Origin of the sequence: Peribacillus loiseleuriae, from assembly GCF_001183985.1 — a bacterium.
Lineage (GTDB): Bacteria > Bacillota > Bacilli > Bacillales > DSM-1321 > Peribacillus > Peribacillus loiseleuriae.
Genome location: NZ_LFZW01000001.1, coordinates 4,093,431 through 4,110,238 on the forward strand (window position 1 = coordinate 4,093,431; position 16,808 = coordinate 4,110,238).

At 38.1% G+C, this 16,808-nt stretch carries 15 protein-coding genes; 2 read left to right on the forward strand and 13 right to left on the reverse strand.

Features of this window, described 5'->3' with window-relative positions; all coding sequences use genetic code 11:
* Nucleotides 1-545: 545 nt before the first annotated feature.
* Both AC625_RS18890 and AC625_RS18895 read right to left on the reverse strand, forming a co-directional pair.
* Nucleotides 546-1,949: an amino acid permease gene (locus AC625_RS18890; RefSeq protein WP_049682702.1), complete on the reverse strand. Its 1,404-nt coding sequence runs from the start codon at nt 1,947-1,949 to the stop codon at nt 546-548.
* A gap of 884 nt (nt 1,950-2,833) precedes the next feature.
* On the reverse strand, nt 2,834-3,190 hold the full coding sequence (locus AC625_RS18895; RefSeq protein WP_245645039.1) for a winged helix-turn-helix transcriptional regulator: 357 nt from the start codon (nt 3,188-3,190) through the stop codon (nt 2,834-2,836).
* 137 nt (nt 3,191-3,327) lie between these two features.
* Between AC625_RS18895 and AC625_RS18900 the strand changes: the two genes are divergently transcribed.
* Nucleotides 3,328-3,957: a nitroreductase family protein gene (locus AC625_RS18900; RefSeq protein WP_049682703.1), complete on the forward strand. Its 630-nt coding sequence runs from the start codon at nt 3,328-3,330 to the stop codon at nt 3,955-3,957.
* 191 nt (nt 3,958-4,148) lie between these two features.
* Here AC625_RS18900 and AC625_RS18905 read toward each other — a convergent pair whose 3' ends face one another.
* From AC625_RS18905 to AC625_RS18935, 7 genes are all read right to left on the reverse strand, one after another.
* The gene (locus tag AC625_RS18905; RefSeq protein WP_049682704.1) at nt 4,149-4,652 is read right to left on the reverse strand and encodes a GNAT family N-acetyltransferase; all 504 of its coding nucleotides are present in this window, start codon (nt 4,650-4,652) and stop codon (nt 4,149-4,151) included.
* 371 nt (nt 4,653-5,023) lie between these two features.
* The gene (gene pstA, locus AC625_RS18910; RefSeq protein ID WP_049682705.1) at nt 5,024-5,917 is read right to left on the reverse strand and encodes a phosphate ABC transporter permease PstA; all 894 of its coding nucleotides are present in this window, start codon (nt 5,915-5,917) and stop codon (nt 5,024-5,026) included.
* 4 nt (nt 5,918-5,921) lie between these two features.
* Nucleotides 5,922-6,791 carry a phosphate ABC transporter permease subunit PstC gene (gene pstC, locus AC625_RS18915; RefSeq protein WP_049683820.1) on the reverse strand — a complete coding sequence of 290 codons (870 nt, stop codon included), beginning with the start codon at nt 6,789-6,791 and terminating at the stop codon, nt 5,922-5,924.
* A gap of 206 nt (nt 6,792-6,997) precedes the next feature.
* A complete protein-coding gene (locus AC625_RS18920) occupies nt 6,998-7,864 on the reverse strand; it encodes a phosphate ABC transporter substrate-binding protein (protein ID WP_049683821.1) in 867 nt (288 codons plus the stop codon).
* A gap of 20 nt (nt 7,865-7,884) precedes the next feature.
* A complete protein-coding gene (locus AC625_RS18925) occupies nt 7,885-9,321 on the reverse strand; it encodes a stalk domain-containing protein (protein WP_049682706.1) in 1,437 nt (478 codons plus the stop codon).
* A gap of 355 nt (nt 9,322-9,676) precedes the next feature.
* Nucleotides 9,677-10,924 carry a beta-ketoacyl-ACP synthase II gene (gene fabF / locus AC625_RS18930; protein WP_049682707.1) on the reverse strand — a complete coding sequence of 416 codons (1,248 nt, stop codon included), beginning with the start codon at nt 10,922-10,924 and terminating at the stop codon, nt 9,677-9,679.
* Nucleotides 10,921-11,469, reverse strand: coding sequence for a TetR/AcrR family transcriptional regulator (locus AC625_RS18935; RefSeq protein ID WP_082191169.1), 549 nt, complete (start codon nt 11,467-11,469; stop codon nt 10,921-10,923). Before AC625_RS18935 ends, fabF begins: the two co-directional genes overlap by 4 nt.
* Before the next feature lie 615 nt (nt 11,470-12,084).
* On the opposite strand from AC625_RS18935, the gene AC625_RS18940 reads away from it, so the two are divergent.
* On the forward strand, nt 12,085-13,464 hold the full coding sequence (locus tag AC625_RS18940) for a catalase (RefSeq protein ID WP_049682708.1): 1,380 nt from the start codon (nt 12,085-12,087) through the stop codon (nt 13,462-13,464).
* A 638-nt stretch (nt 13,465-14,102) separates the two neighbouring features.
* Here the strand turns inward: AC625_RS18940 and AC625_RS18945 are convergent.
* From AC625_RS18945 to AC625_RS18960, 4 genes are read right to left on the reverse strand one after another with little or no spacing between them, the layout of a single operon-like run.
* Nucleotides 14,103-14,534, reverse strand: a complete 432-nt coding sequence (locus AC625_RS18945; RefSeq protein ID WP_049682709.1) for an OsmC family protein — start codon at nt 14,532-14,534, stop codon at nt 14,103-14,105.
* Nucleotides 14,535-14,550: 16 nt separating this feature from the next.
* Entirely contained in the window at nt 14,551-15,297 is a 747-nt protein-coding gene (locus AC625_RS18950) for an amino acid ABC transporter ATP-binding protein (RefSeq protein WP_049682710.1), read from the reverse strand.
* Between the two features lie 14 nt (nt 15,298-15,311).
* Complete coding sequence (locus AC625_RS18955) at nt 15,312-15,956, reverse strand: amino acid ABC transporter permease (protein WP_049682711.1); 645 nt, start codon at nt 15,954-15,956, stop codon at nt 15,312-15,314.
* Nucleotides 15,957-15,978: 22 nt separating this feature from the next.
* Entirely contained in the window at nt 15,979-16,794 is an 816-nt protein-coding gene (locus AC625_RS18960) for a transporter substrate-binding domain-containing protein (RefSeq protein ID WP_049682712.1), read from the reverse strand.
* Between the last annotated feature and the right edge of the window lie 14 nt (nt 16,795-16,808).

Sequence of the window (16,808 nt, forward strand, 5' to 3'; positions counted from 1 at the left end):
CTCCCGAGTTGCCGTATCATATCAATGTGTGACGTGCCAAGGTCTCTGACTCCAGAGAGGTTCTATCCTTCTTGCCTTTAACGATGGATAAAATGTAGCTTTCTGCTGTGCTTAAGGCATCAGCCCTCTCGATTTACTAACATTATGGAGCTCAATCCCTTCAACCATTTGGCTTTCGGCCCGCCACCTAACTCTGTCTACGCTTAAAGGCTAATGTTACCATTAGCCCTCCAAGACTCGCTACGAGTGAATGGCTAGTTCTTTCTCGACGGGAATCCCACCCGCTATATGATACGACCTAGGCTCGGCCGCACAAGCACCACCAGTTACTATGAAGGATATATCATTAGACACCACACTCACCTCATCACAATGGTAGCGGTGCGGAACCGGAATTTTGGATGCTTTTTCGATAAAATCAGTAATACCTATTAAGTAGATTGTCTTATTAGTAAGTCGCGAAGCCCCGTCCCCATGCCCTCATACAAAAAAGCAGAGAGATTTCTCAACCAAAATCTCTCCGCTTTAAATTTATTACTATACACTTAGTTTTCGTTTACTGAAGCAACAGGCTGAACCCATTTATAGAAGAGAAGACTGCTCAAGAGCAAGATAACTCCCATCGAGAAGGTTTTCAGGTCAGCTGTTCCTGCGTAGATCACCCAGATAGAGTAAAGTAATGCAAAAGCAGCAATGATACCATCTGCGATTCTTCCTTTCCCATCTGCATATGTGTCACCTGTTATTACCAATTTCAACTGAAAAAGCGATGAGATCAGATAAGGGACTAAATAAGAAAGGGTCGCAACAACGATCATAAATTGAAAGGCAGCTGAAATCGAACTCGATATGGTCGAGAAGATGAACAGTTGACCAACTGCATTCGTGACAATCATCGAGAAAACAGGCATTCCATTTTTATTCGTTTTCAAAAACTGAGGCATAAACATTCCTTGCTTTGCAGCTTGATAAGGTACTTCTGCACTTAGCATAATCCAGCCAATCGTCGAACCGAAAAAGCTGACCAACCCGATAGCAGCGAGAATTTGTCCGCCAACCGGTCCCGTTACAGTTGAGAAAGCATCAATCAATGGCTTTTCGGATGTGACTAACTGATCATGCGGTAATAACCCCATAACAAGCGTACTGATGCCGATATAAATGGCAAGCGCAATGAATAATCCCAATACAGTAGCACGCTTCACATCAACTTGTCGTTTCGCACGTGATCCGAAAACAACCGCTGATTCAACACCGATAAACGCCCAAAGAGTAATCACAGCTGCACTGTTCACTTGTCCAAGTAAGCCAACTGACTGTCCAATCTCATTAACTGTTGGAGCGACAAACGGCATAATATTAGCTTTTTCAAAGGCAAATAAACCAATCACAATAAATAAGAAGAAACTGATTACTTTAGCTGCAGTTGCGATAAAGTTTATTTTACCAGCACCGTTAGCTCCCTGTAATACGATGAAATGAACACCCCATAAAAGAACCGTACAAACGATAAAAGTTAGTGCATTCCCTACCTTTAACGTAAACTCGCCCATTGTGAATAATTCTGCCTGGCTTAATAATATAGGGAAGAACGTAGACAAATAGCCGGCAAACGATGTAATGACCGCAATATTTCCGATTAAGCTCCCAATCCAATATCCCCAAGTTGACATAAATCCTGATAAAGTTGCCATCTTACTACCGGACTTAAATAATTCCTTCGCATAAAGCTGCGGGCCGCCTGTTAAATGCGGCTTTCTAAGCGAAAGATTTCCAAATACTAAAGCAAGGGTCAGTACACCAAATCCTGTTACAAGCCATGCCGATATGACTCCGAGGGGACTCGCCACTGAACGTAAGGATCCAGGCAACATAAAGATCCCCGTACCAACCATATTTCCAACGACAAGTGCCGTTAATATCCAAAATCCAAGTTTTTTCGTGCTCATTTAAAATCCCCTTTTCTAAGTTGTTTGATTGCATTGTAAGGAGACGGTTTCTTTTCAATTATATGCAAAACGAATATGGCGTTAAACACCACCATTTACCATCAGGGTAAATCATGTAGCACACTGCACTCGCCTAATCCCAATGGCGGCGATGCGAAGCCAGGGTTAGGGTACTTTCTATAATAAAATACGTAGGACTGTTAAATAGATGGCTTATAAGTAAGTCACGAAGACCCGCTCCCATGTCTTAAAGATCCAATCGTCTTGAACAGATGAGAGATTTATTCAATAACTTGTATTAATATAAAAGCATCCGCAACAAAAGTCAATGGAATAACCGACCTTCAGAATTGGGTGAAAAATGAGTTAAATATTGTTTATTTACAAAACAAATATGGCGTCAAAACACCACCATTTATCATGAAGGTCCAATCATATATCACGCTACACTCACCTCATCACAATGGTGGCTGTACGGAACCGTAATTTCGGATGCTTTCCCGATAAAATAAGTATATTCTCTAAGTAGATTGGCTATATGAATAAACTGCGAAGACCCGTCCCCATGTCCTTCATACAAAACAAATATGGCGTTAAAACACCACCATTTATCATGAGGGTACAATCATATATCACGCTACACTCACCTCATCACAATGGTGGCGGTGCGGAGCCGGAATTCCGGATGCTTTCCCGATAAAATAAGTATACTCTCTAAGTAGATTGGCTATATGAATAAACTGCGAAGACCCGTCCCCATGTCCTTCATACAAAAAGTCGCTTAAGAATGAGTTATCTACATTGGAACAGGGAACACTTTTAACTTAAGGTGATGTGATTCCAAAACACATCAAAAAACAGAATTCCCTCACAGAGAACCCTGCTTAATCACTTTCAATCTTATTTTGTAGTACTTCGCGCAATTCAATCCAGTTCCTTACCGCAAGCATAACTTCCTTTAGAGCTAGACCGCTCGGGGTTAATTCATATTCCACCTTTTTTGTGGACGATTCTAGAAAACTTTTCGTAACGAGTCCTTCTTTTACCAATTCATTCAGTCGTTCTGTTAGGAGTCTATCAGAAATGCCAGGAATACTAGCGACAATTTCGTGATAGCGCTTCGGTCCAGGCATCAATGTATAAAGGATCACACCCATCCATCTTCTACCAATAAATTCAATCGTATTGTGAAAATTATTACAGATATGTGATGTGTTTTTGCATTTGCATGGCTGATTCAATAAAATAAGCCTCCATTCGTCTATTCTATCTTCAATCATAGCACGAAATTTTACGCTTGACACAATAAACTTACTAATGATAAGTTATATTCAACAACTTATTATTAGTAAGTTTATAAACCTAGGAGGCATCAACTATGACTACATCAACCAACTCAAATTTATATACTGTAATGAATGAAAGGAAATCTGTGAGAGTATACGATCCTAGTTTCCAGATAACGAGAGCAGAAATTGAAGACATGTTGAAGCAAGCAACAACTGCTCCATCATCAAGTAACCTGCAACCTTGGAACTTTCTTGTCATTCAAGATCAAGACGTAAAAAAAGAACTAAGAGCAATTGCATTTAACCAAGCACAAGTCGAAACTTCTTCTGCAATTATTGCCGTTTTGGGTAACAGCGAGATGTATAAAAACGTAGAACAAGTCTATACACAAAATGTAGCAGAAGGCCATATGGATGAATCAGTTAAAGAAACAATGATTGCTAATACAAATGCCCTTTATCCAAACGCTCCGAAAGAAACAAGAATGAATATCGCAACTTTCGATGCTGGACTTGTTTCCATGCAATTGATGCTAATTGCTAAGGATAAAGGGTATGATACGGTACCAATGGGCGGCTTCGATAAAGCGAAATTCGCCGAACGTTTCGAGCTTCCAGAACACATCTTCCCAATTGTTCTAATCGCTTTAGGTAAAGCGGCTACACCAGCGCACGGATCTTCCCGCCTACCGTTGGAAGAAGTTGCACGCTTTATTTAATCCTTACCTCGCAAATCTAACTGGGGTGTCCCAAAAGCAAAGGGCCAGACCTCGCAACCTAAATATAGTATAAGATAAGTGTATGAAACACTTCATACTGATTTAGAGTGCGAGGTCAGGCCCTTATGGACACCCTCTTTTTAAATTAGAAGCTGTCGAATCCAATGATTATCTTTAGTCACTACACCTTCTTATATAAATAAAACCATATGCTCCTCATCTAAGTATACATCGCCTACTTTCAGTGCTTTTTCCTCGTATCCAAACACCTTGAAACCAAGATTGCTATATAGCTTTTTAGCTCCTTCATTGTTTGCAACGACCGATAAGTTCACTTTTTCAATTCCCTTAAGGTTTCTCGCATAGTTTATAGCCTCACTCATTAAAGCTTTTCCGCCCCCAGAACCTTGATGACTCGCCTTAACGAACATGCCAAAAATGTCTGCCCGGTGCCGCTGCTTTTCTCGCATTTCTTGAACAAGTGTCACAATACCGATTAGCTCACCATCAACAAAAGCGCCAAACGTACAGCTGCCTACTGCTTCAAGTCCATCTGCAGCCTGCTGAATCGGATTTTCTCTTGCTATTGCCTCCTCATAACTTGTAGCAAATGCTTCAGGAAATGTCTGAAATGCCTCTAAACGTAACGTCCAATATTTTTCTGCATCTGCTGCATACAATTTACGTATTTCCAACTGTTCACCCTCCTCATTAATAATAACTTACAACACACTTATAGATTGAAAGTTACTTGACCTAAAAGTCCGTATGCTAATTGGCTATGAATACATCCATTCAATTAATCCCATCATACATTAAGCTAATACGAAAACAGAATAGAATTATTAATTCGTTTTATTGTATAGTTATACCAAACTCTTATATTAAGAATGATAATAGATGCAATTAACCCCCGAATCTAATCATTTAATAAACTATTTAGCGGAAATCGATGGCGTTCATTATTCATACGATTGAAGAGAGAGTCTTCTTTCGGAAAATGATAAAAGTCAGTTCCTCAAGAGTTCTTGAATAGCTGACTTGGTCATACATCATTATTCTACTCTTAATGTTTCCACATTCTAAAATCACGTATTAAGATTGGCAGTCTTATGAGCATATTAATAAGCAGTATGCATAGGACCATGACGGCTGCAGAGCGGTCGGCAATTTGTTTGGCATCTTCAACGAGGGCTTCTGATTGGGCATACCACAAATGAATGGGCAATGTACCTCCTTGAGACATTGGATTGAAATCCCACATAATGCCTGAGGTACCTGTTCCACCTGCTAACAGAATGACCGCAGATTCACCAAAGGCTCTACAAGCAGCAAGAGCGCTTCCCGTTATAATACCTGATAATGCTGCTGGAATAATCACTTTCCAAATGGTTTGCGACTTTGTGGCTCCTAACGCATAAGAAGCCTCCCTTAAATCGATTGGAATGGCTTGAATCGCTTCCTCTGTAACGCGGGTAATCACTGGTAGATTCAGTAACGATAGGGCAATTCCGGCTCCTAAGATCGTTAAGCCCATTTGAAAAACGTCAACAAACAGTACATAGCCAAATAAACCAAATATAATGGAAGGGACAGAGGCAAGGCCTTCTACACTAGTTCGGATAAATCCTGTTAAGCGGTTATTAGGTGCATATTCGGCTAAGTAGATGCCAGAGCCAATCCCAATTGGAAGAGACAGGGCCATTGAGATTAGAAGAATATAAATGGAGTTGAATAGAAACGGACCTACTCCACCTCCAGCCTCGATTTCATCAGGTATTCCAGTGAGGAAATGTAACGTTATTCCTGGAAGACCATTCCATAATATCCGGATCAAAAGAAAAGTAACTAATAATAGAATCATACTCGCTACTAACCAAAGGCTGTATGTAAAAATTTTATCCATGGCAAAGGAACTTTTTCGCCTTATCACATATTTTCTAAAAATCTGTTCATTCATGAGGTTACTCTCCTTTTCCCCTAATTCTTCTTATTATAAGGATCATGAGGGTAGAAATGATTAACAATAAAAAAGCCATCATGTATAAGGCGTAATTCCAAGTTGAATCAAATTGTACATCGATAATTTGCATGACGATATTACTTGTTAAGACTGCTGTAGGCGTTAATAAATCGCCAGGAATTTGCGCTGTATTTCCGATTACCATAACAACAGCCATTGTCTCACCAATCGCCCTAGCCATCCCAAGTACTGTTGCTGTTAAGATTCCTGGTCTCGCAGCTGGTAGAATAACTCGGAAAACAGCCTGAAAGCGCGTGCTCCCTAATGCATAAGCAGCTTCACACAAATCTTTAGGCACAGCTGTGATTGCATCATCACTAATTCTTGTGATCGTCGGCAACACCATAACTGTCAGGACGAGTGATGCTGCAAGCAGACCGTCCCCCATAATGGAACCCGTTATATTTCGTAAAAGTGGAATGAGCAATGTTAGTCCCAAATAACCGTAAATAATGGAAGGAATTCCAACTAATAAATCTAGCATTGGCCGAAGGATCTTCTTTACCCAATTTGGAGCTACCTCAACGATAAAGACCGCTAAAGCTAAAGAAAGCGGAACAGCAAAGCACATCGTTAAGGCCGTTAATGACAATGTTCCTAAGATAAAAATCGCTGCTCCATATTTTCCATCATACGGTTCCCACTTTGTTGAAAAAAAGAATTCCATCACGGATACATCCTTAAATACAAGCAAACCTGTCTTCCCAATAAATAGAACGATACAGAAGAGAACGACTCCTAGCATTAAAGCACTAAGTAAGCAAAATAAAAAAAACAAATAATTTCTCACATTTTTTGTTCGTGCTTTTATTTTGAATCCATGAGCAGGTAAGTAGGATGATGATTTGATATTGCCTTCTAGTTTCACCTTAAATCCCCCTGAAATAAAGTAAAAAGGATGACTTAAAAGGGGGTGATTCCCTCATCTGAAGATGATTAAAATGAACATCTTCAGATGAGGGGTCTGACCCCATACTAGGTCATCCTTCACTAATCTATTTTTTATCAATGTAACGATTATTTCATTTGGCTGACTGGAACAAATTTCAAATTTTTCAAAGAACCGTTTTGAAATTTACTAGATTGAATGAATTTAATGAATTCTGCGTCTGCACCTTTTGGTTGTCCTTTAGTTAATAAGTAACCGTAAGACCATACAGGATATTTACCATTCACAACATTTTGAGTAGTAGCAGCCACACCGTTATAACTTACAGCTTTAACATTTCCTTTAACATAAGCTAAATCTGTATAGCCAATTGCATTTGGGTTAGATTCTACTGCTGCTAACATTTCACCACTTTTTCCAACTTCTTTATAGTTATCGCCTTTTGACATAAAGTTAGCATTTTTCAAAGCTTTCGCTTGGAAATTTACGCGAGTTCCTGAACCGTGCTTTCTGTTTACAACAACAATCTGCGCATCTTTACCGCCTACTTGTTTCCAGTTCGTAATTGTCCCAGCATAAATGTCTTGTAATTGCTTTGTTGTTAAGTTTTGTACAGGATTAGATTTGTGAACGATTGTTGCAAATGGAATAACTGCAATTTTATGAGCAACTAGTCCACTAAATGCTGAAAATCCTTGTACAGGTTTAGTCGCATCCCAATCACATGCTCCAATTGTCGCAGCACCTTTTACAACAGACTGTGGTCCAGCAATTGAAGAAGAACCTGAAACTGAAACCGTTACTTTCGGATTTTCTTTTTTAAATTCCTTTGCAGCTTGTTGAGTCAGTGGTAGTAAAGCAGTCGAACCTGCAATTGTGATTTTCCCTGATACTGTAGATGCTGCACTTGCCTTTGCTATAAACCCTCCAAATGAAAAACCAATAAACATAATGATTGCCATAATTGCTACTATAAAGCTTTTTACATTTTTCATCATTTTATTTCGCTCCTTTATTATTTAGTTACCGCTTCAAAGAATCCGTTTTTTACAACCATTAACACATCGCCATTTGCCCCTGGTGATGTAACAGCTATTCTTTTTCCATCTATTGAAACAGAAAAGGAAGTAAGCTCTAATTTTGTTTGTACAACTTTTGTTAATGCTTTCGTGGATGAATTCACTTCATAAATGACTTGATCGCCATTTTTCTCACTTACTAAAATCAATAGCTTACCCTGTGCTGTCACAACGGTTGAGATGATGTCCTTATTCGTGACTAACGGTATAACTTTGTTACTTTGATCAATCATGTATAAAATGGGCATTGCATCACTATCAGTCGAATAACCCGTATACACAACATTCCTATTATTCAGTAAATTAATAAAAACTTTATTGTCTTTTGTAACTGTTAATTGTAAAGGCTTAAGTTCAGCCGCATTTAAGTCCAGTGAAAACAACTGTGGTTCCGTATCCGTTAAATCGATATCCGATACGTCCGTATTATCCGAGTCTGTATAATTGGTTTTAGCTTCATTTGACACAGAATAAAGCAGCTTTTGCCCGTCATTGGAAAGGTGCAGGTCGGATTTATATTTGAAAGCATCCGCGTAAACTGTTGTTAATGCACCGTCTTTCACATTTACGTTATAGATTTTATCCGTATCTTTTCCATTAAAGAAATACACTTTATCTTCATTTTTAGACCAGACAAATTCGAATTTTTCATTGTCGTCTTTATCATTCAAAATGACCGTTTTATTCGTGGCCAAATTAGTTAAGTAGATGATGCCCTTTTCGTCCGTATAAATGGCACTTTTCCCGCTTGGTGAAACTGAAACTTCTGTGCCACTGATTTCAAGTGATGACTTTTTATTATCAACATTAATTAAATAACTCTTCGCACCTGATGCCGTTTCATTACTAACCAGGACCGTTGAATCGTTAACCCACTGTGGATTGAAAGTATCACCGCTAATTAATCCTGCTACTGAAATGAACGAACCATTTTGAGTAGCTACCAAGTCCCCTCCTAATGCCTGAATGAAAGATTTCGCATCAACGAACAATGAATTACTTACAAGTTTCGGTGCAATATTAAGTTTTACTACTTTTCCATTAATTTTTGTAGACCCTTTGCTAGGTACTACCATGATGCTTACCTTTTGAGTACCAATTTTTTTGGAAAAAGTGTATGCTTTTGATTTATTATCATAACTGACTGTTGCAGACATTAATTTAGCTAGATCTCTAGCAGAATAGAGTTTTTGCTTATTGGATACAGTGTATTGAATATCTTTCAATTGTCCATTAACTACTACTTTTTCTTTACTAAATTCCCCTTTTTGTTGAACCGCTGCTGCACTCACCTCATGTGGCAAAAGTGGCGTGACTACACTTCCAGTTAACACAGATGTTGCAATAATAAGCGTTGATAATTGTTTTTTCATTCCTTTTCCTCCACCTTTGTTCTAGGACTATTGATCCACACTTAACAAATCCCTCTCTTAAGAATTAGTTAATCTAGTACATTAGTAATTATAATCAGCGATTGTTAACTGATTATTAAGAATTATCTGATCCACAAAGTTTACTGTCGTTTTTTGTTAAAAAATAGTAAATTTTCTGTGATCTTCTATTTTCTCAATCGATAGAACGCAATAAATTATCCTATTTTATGTAATTTGTGGATTTAATCACAAAAAAGGTAGGCAACATATTAAACATACCTAATATGTGCCTACCTTTATTCATTATAAAATTTTTGGGTATTAACAAATGGGCCTATCTTTTTACGCCTCTCGTTTATTCCCCTTCATTTTCTGTAAATTTCTTAAACAATAACACAGCATTATGTCCGCCAAAGCCAAAGCCGTTAGATAAAGCATATGTGACTGATTCATTTATTGACTGATTTGGGATGTAATGAAGATCACATTCTTCATCTGGCTCTTCATAGTTGATCGTTGGAGGTAAAATTCCTTCCTGGATACTTTTTACTGTGATGACACCTTCTACACCGCCAGCAGCACCGAACAGATGACCCGTCATAGATTTAGTAGAGCTGACTTTTAACTTGTAGGCATGCTCACCAAATACATGCTTAATCGCATTCGTTTCAGACTTGTCCCCTTCTGGTGTGCTCGTTCCGTGTGCGTTGATATAATCAATTTGCTCCGGATCGATTTGTGCCATCTGTATTGCTTTTTCCATTGCTTTAGCAGCACCTAAATAATCAGGAGAGGTAATATGATGCGCATCTGTCGAGGACCCGTATCCGACAATTTCTCCTAAAATCACAGCGCCTCTCTTTTTGGCATGTTCGTATTCTTCAAGCATTAACACGCCTGCGCCTTCAGACATAACAAAACCGTCGCGTCCTTTATCAAACGGTCTACTTGCTTTTTGGGGCTCTTCGTTTCGTGTGGACATCGCACGCATGCGCGAAAACCCTGCAAATGAAAGTGGGTTAATCGTCGCTTCAGCACCACCAGCAAGAATTGCATCTGAATAGCCATGATGGATGTTCAAAAAGGCCTCGCCAATCGCCTGATTACCTGTCGCACAAGCAGACACTGGGGAAAAGCTCGGACCGGCAAATCCAGTTTTAATAGCAATGATTCCCGATGCCATATTACTGATCATCATTGGTACCATAAATGGCGACACTCGTCTCGGCCCTTTTTCTAGCAACGCTCTATGATTCTCAAGCGTCGTATCAATGCCGCCAATGCCTGAACCGACGTATACACCGTACCGGTCATTTGTCTCCGTCTCCATAATCAACCCTGACTGATCAAGCGCTTGCTTTGCTGCGGCATATCCATATTGAATAAATCTATCATATCTGCCAATTTCTTTATTATCTAAGTACGTCTCTGGCTTAAAATCTTCAATATATCCGCCAATTTGTGTGTTAATCCCATCAAATTCGTCTGATGTAATTTTCTTTATACCTGATTTTCCTTCTTTAATATGATTCCAAAAAGTATCTACATCATTTCCTAAAGGGGATACGACCCCATACCCTGTTACAACGACTCTTCGGCTCATTGTACTATCTCCTCCAATTGTTTACTTATTGTCTCCATTATTTCCCCACCAACTGCTCGCCTATACTGCAACGCTCCTTTCATAGCAGATAATAGTAGGATCGCCTTGGCTTCATTTTTATTTTTGTTTTTATGTACGTCTTGAAGTAATTCGGCTACGCAGCCTATTTCTTTTTTCGTTACATATTGAACAGATTGCTTAAGAATTTCAGGCAAATACGGAAAATCCGCTTGAAATGCTGAAATCGGACAAATCTCATCTGAATTAATATGAGAAATCCTCATCCTAAAAAACTCCATCGTTTTTTCTCTCGGATCAATATGCATACTATTAATTGCCAATATCATTTGATCCAGCCCAATTTCAATTCTGTCACAAATAGCAAGACCTAAGCTCTCTTTTTTTTCAAAGTGATAGTGAATACTTGCTTTCGTCAAACCGAGCTCTTTCGATAGATGATCATAGCTGAAAGATAGATAGCCTCTTTTTTTTATGTGCACAAGCGCCCTTTCAATAATTTGTTCTTTTCTATTTTCCATATCCATACACTAACCTACTACTAAGTAAGTGTCAATGTTCTCCGACTATTTCATACTTAGGATTGTACACGGTACAATTCAATACCTCATATGAAAAAAGATTAATCAAAATGGATTCTTCTATACCATATCTAGATGTATTATTTATAAAAAAGTTTGATCATTTCTTAATAAATACTTTTTATTAGCCTTTTGATACTCTTTTATCATCTTAACAAAGTTAAGTGCAAAACCTATATTGTCTGGCAATCTAAGTTCTGAAAATAAATCCAAAGTGTAACTTAACCTCTTACGTTTATTTGAATGGCTTAAAAAAGTTCTATTCCTTTTATCACACAAAAATCAGCTTCTATTTAAAGAAGCTTTTCCTTCTTCATATTCATCTTTTCATAATTCTACCTGTCCAAAAAGGTCCACTGCATAGGAATTTTCTTTAACTAGCGGTCTGTTCACACATCGGTTCAAATTCACTTTATATTGCAATTCCCTGAAAAATGCTACTAACTTTAAGAAACTATATTTCTAATGAATGTTGAAAATAAAAGAAGAAAATACATATTCGAGCTTTAAAAATCATATTTAGTAACGGTTGATGGAAATTAAATTTTGGAGGCTATAATTATGAATGAAAAACATCATAAACAGAGGCAAACTTTATTAGAGGAAGGCCATTATGAGAATCGGGACCTCTCCAATGAGCCAGTTAAACTTCATTCCCAGACGATCGGCTCTGGGGGACCTGTACTGGAGCAAGATAGTGCACTACACGAAACCTTACAAGATTTTATTCATGAAAAGATTTTAGAAAGACCTGTTCATGTAAAAGGATTTGGTGCGTTTGGTTATTTTCAAACGATATATTCGATGTCCGAGCATACAAAACTGAGCTTTTTACAAAATTCTAATCAGAAAGTTCCTGTTATGGTTCGCTTTTCGTTAGCTGTTAGTACGAAAGGAATACCTGATACATCTAGAAATGTACGTGGTTTTGCTACAAAATTTTATACAGAAGAAGGCGTTTTTGACCTTTTATGTAATCACATTCCTGTTTTTCCCATTCGTGATGCGATACGATTTCCGGAATTTATTAAAGCACTCTTACCTTCACCAAAAAATAATTTAATTGATCCTGATAGGTTTTGGAGCTTTGTAGCAAAAGCGCCTGAATCGATTCATTTTGTTGTACGTTTCTACTCTGATGCTGGTACGATAAAAAGTCTTCGCCACATTCCAGGACATAGTGTAAATACATATGTCTGGAGAAATGCTCAAGGTATTAGAAAGTACGTTAAATATCATTGGTACCCATTTGAAGGTGTACAATACATTGGTCGCGAAGAAGCAAATAGACTAGCCGCTGAAAATCCTGATTACGCTGGTAAAGATTTATACGATGCGATTGCGGGTGGTACACTGGTGGAATATGGCTTATATGTCCAGCTCATGGACCCAAAGAATGAAGCAAATCTTTCTTATGATCCTTTAGACGATACAAAAGTATGGGATGAAAAAGAGTATCCCCTAATACCAGTAGGAAAAATGGTATTAAATAAAAATCCTGATAATTATATAGAACAAGTAGAAAAAGTCGCCTTCTCCCCTTCTAATTTACTAGACGGCGCAGAATTATCTGATGATAAAATACTGCAGGGCCGTGCCAATATTTATAGTGACTCTCAAAGAAGAAGAATTGGAGCTGAATTTCGTAAATTACCGGTTAACCAACAACAAAATTGGACACCAGCTAATCAAGTTACAAGTGGTGATGGAAGATATGTTGAAGGCAAACTAGAAAGAACTTCTATAACAAAGCAAGACGATTTTGGGCAGGCTGGTGAATTCTATACGAGATTAACTCAAATAGAAAAAGAACATCTTGTCGAAAATTTAGCTAATGATTTGAAAGTCATATCTGATGATATTAGAAAGAAAGTCATGGAATATTTCAATAAAGTATCATCTAACTTAGCAAAGAGAATTGAGATTGAAATGAAAAAGTGATAAGAAGATTAAAAGACGTCATTATTACGATTAAAATGACGTTTTTTTGTATAAAATTTATTAATTTCCACCATGTTCTTAATAACCGTATACTTTCGCAAATACTACAATTGTTGCATTGAAATAAAATTTGATTAAAAGTATCACGTAAACTCATATTTTACGATAAATAAACAGAAGCCATTTTGAAAAAAGAATAATCAAAATGGCTTCTGTTTTTCTTGAATGAACATTCCGTTTTATAAAAAAGTTTGATTAAAACTCACTTAGAATTCTTTAATCGAAAAGGAATAAAACCGTGCACCTTTTTTGTAAACGGTATAACTTTCTTTAAAACTGTACATCTTTTTTATAAACAGTACGACTTTATTTCAAAGCTACAAATGTAAGAGTGCGGATCACTTTCATATATAAGATTTCGAAGTGAATTTCTGGTCCGTTGACTTATTAGGAAGATGCGAAAAGAGGCTGCCCAACGAAAAGGACAATCCCCACATCTACTATATATCGTTTATATACGTGTACATGACACAATAAACGGTGTATAGAATGTGAGGTTAGACCCTTTTTAGACAACCTCTTTCCGTGTTTATCAAAGTTTAAATGAATATCTATTTGCGATTTTTCATAAACAGGAGTTATTCTTTTACAGGGCGTTCCCGCTTTTCGCCATTTAAGACAAGATGGAAGATGATATCTGCTTTCAATGAATTCGATACCGAACAGTATTTCTCTTTGCCAAGGTCGATCGCTCGCCACACTCGTTTGCTGTCGACGCTTCCATTGATGGTAAACGTGACATTAATCGTTGTAAATGCTTTAGGCATTTCTTCTTCTCTCGTACCATCTGTTTCGATTTCCAATGTATCTACTTCAGATAAGTACGGTCTTAGAATCATCGTAACATCAATCCCGATGCAACCTGCGAGAGACGCGAGTAGCATTTCGGTTGGTGTAACTCCCTTTCCTTCCCCGAAGTATTTTTCTGTTGCATCCATTTTCACTTCGTATCCTGAATCGCCGACTGCTGTGAAGGCGCGTTGTCCTGTCCATTTCGTTAGTACTTTCATATTTATCCCTCTTTCATTAAATGACTTCTTCTATTTTTAAAAACCTTCTTGCTCGTTCTGTTTTTGGATGACTAAAGAATTCTTCTGCTGTTCCTTCTTCCACAACTACGCCATCGGCCATGAATACAATCCGGTCAGCGACTTCACGCGCAAACTCCATTTCGTGCGTCACAATGACCATTGTCATACCTGTATGAGCAAGCTCTTTAATGACAGCGAGAACCTCATCCACTAATTCCGGGTCAAGAGCGGAAGTTGGCTCATCAAAAAGCATAAGATCTGGTTCCATTGCTAACGCTCTTGCAATAGCTACTCTTTGCTGTTGTCCACCAGAGAGTCTTTGCGGATATTGATCTTTCTTTTCAATTAATCCGACTCGACTCAAGAGGTTCTCCCCTATAGTTATGGCTTTTTCTTTCGGGCTCTTTTTGACAATAAGCAATGCTTCCACGACGTTTTGCAGCACGGTTTTATGTGGGTATAAATTAAATTGCTGAAAGACCATTCCTGTATTAAGTCGAATTTTACGAATTTGTTTGTTTCGTTCTCTTGGCGATTGGTTCGCATCCACTTCAATTTCGCCTACTTGAATTCTGCCGCCTGACAATTCCTCTAACCCATTAAAACAGCGTAACAAAGTACTTTTTCCTGAACCACTTGGACCGAGAATAGCGACTACTTCACCGGTCGCTACAGACAAATTGATTTTTTTTAATACTTCAAGCCCTGAAAAACTCTTTGATAGGTCGTTTGTTTTTATCATAAGGATCACCATACTTATTCATAAATTGATAGCCGTTTCTCGATTCGCTCTAAAATGAATGAAAATCCTGTGCTTAGGATCCAATACATCACCGCAATAGCCAAATAAAAAGGCATGTATACATAATACTGCGCAATTAAAAGCTGCGCCGATCGAAGCAATTCGGTAACCGTAATAACAGATACGAGCGATGTTTCCTTCAGCATTCCGATGAAGGTATTTCCCGCTGGCGGTATCGCAATTCGAATCGCTTGCGGCAGAATGATTCTCCTCATGGTTTGGATCGGTGTCATTCCCGATGCATATGCCGCCTCATATTGTCCCTTTGGAATAGCTTGTATCGCACCACGCAATGTTTCCGATAAATAAGCACCTATGCTAATACTTAACGCGATATATGCTGCAGTCAACGGTTTAAGGTTTAAGCCATAATCCGCTAATCCATAATAAATAATGATAATCTGCACAAGTGTCGGTGTTCCCCGAATAATCGATACATAAGCACGCGCCAACCATCTAATTGGCCGGTTTCCTTTAAGTCTCGCAATCGCAACAATAACCGCAAGAATCGAGCCGAAAAACATCGATACAATGGTGATAAGGAGCGTATAATAGGCTCCTTGTAATAAAAATGGCAAATTAGACCAAATGATATTCATTTACTTATCCAGCCCTTTCTCTTTATTCAGCTGGTTCTTCATTAAACCACTTCATATAAATATTTTTATACGTTCCGTCTGCTTTCATTTCTGCTAAAATACGATCCAACTCTTTTAGAAACGGTTCATTTCCTTTACGAACAGCGATACCCGCTTGATCAGACTTCACCGGTTCGCCAACTGCTTTAATTTTAAAGCCATTCTTTTCAACAATCGGTTTGATGGCATACATATTATTAATCGTTGCATCAATTCTACCTGTATCCAAATCTTTCAGCGATGTAATGACATCATCATACGTTTTGATTGTAAAATCGCCCACTTTTGGCATTAACTCTGTACGAAGATAGGTTTCGTCATTTGTTCCTAACCCGACGCCAATATTTTTCCCTTTAAAATCTTCTACAGACTTAATGATGTTGTTATCTTCTTGAACGATAACCTTTACATGATTTGTAATATATGGCTTTGTAAAATCCATCTGCTTCTTCCGCTCATCCGTAATCGTCATTTGGCTGATTACAACATCAAACTTATTCGTTTGCAGTCCGGCAATCATCCCTGAGAATTCTTGAGCGACAAACTCAACCTCTACCCCTAAACGTTTCGCAACTTCCTTGGCAATGTCTACGTCGAAACCATCCATTTCTTTCTTTTCATTTAAGAAATTATAGGGCTGATACGTTCCCATGACTCCGACCCGTAATGTACCTCGATCCTTAACCTCTTTGAGTAAATCTTTGTTCGCATTATTGGCGTTATTTTTTGTACCACATGCACTTAATATCATCACTATAGCTACTAGGAAAGTCAGTAGCAACCTGGGGCGCTTTTTCATTTTCAATTCACTCC

Excerpts from the sequence above, each read along its gene's own strand:
- pstA (WP_049682705.1), bottom strand. The coding sequence starts at position 5,917 with ATGAATGAACAGATTTTTAGAAAATATGTGATAAGGCGAAAAAGTTCC.
- AC625_RS18945 (WP_049682709.1), bottom strand. The coding sequence starts at position 14,534 with ATGAAAGTACTAACGAAATGGACAGGACAACGCGCCTTCACAGCAGTC.
- AC625_RS18925 (WP_049682706.1), bottom strand. The coding sequence starts at position 9,321 with ATGAAAAAACAATTATCAACGCTTATTATTGCAACATCTGTGTTAACT.
- fabF (WP_049682707.1), bottom strand. The coding sequence starts at position 10,924 with ATGAGCCGAAGAGTCGTTGTAACAGGGTATGGGGTCGTATCCCCTTTA.
- AC625_RS18900 (WP_049682703.1), top strand. The coding sequence starts at position 3,328 with ATGACTACATCAACCAACTCAAATTTATATACTGTAATGAATGAAAGG.
- AC625_RS18940 (WP_049682708.1), top strand. The coding sequence starts at position 12,085 with ATGAATGAAAAACATCATAAACAGAGGCAAACTTTATTAGAGGAAGGC.
- AC625_RS18920 (WP_049683821.1), bottom strand. The coding sequence starts at position 7,864 with ATGAAAAATGTAAAAAGCTTTATAGTAGCAATTATGGCAATCATTATG.
- AC625_RS18960 (WP_049682712.1), bottom strand. The coding sequence starts at position 16,794 with ATGAAAAAGCGCCCCAGGTTGCTACTGACTTTCCTAGTAGCTATAGTG.
- AC625_RS18935 (WP_082191169.1), bottom strand. The coding sequence starts at position 11,469 with ATGGATATGGAAAATAGAAAAGAACAAATTATTGAAAGGGCGCTTGTG.
- AC625_RS18955 (WP_049682711.1), bottom strand. The coding sequence starts at position 15,956 with ATGAATATCATTTGGTCTAATTTGCCATTTTTATTACAAGGAGCCTAT.
- AC625_RS18950 (WP_049682710.1), bottom strand. The coding sequence starts at position 15,297 with ATGATAAAAACAAACGACCTATCAAAGAGTTTTTCAGGGCTTGAAGTA.
- AC625_RS18890 (WP_049682702.1), bottom strand. The coding sequence starts at position 1,949 with ATGAGCACGAAAAAACTTGGATTTTGGATATTAACGGCACTTGTCGTT.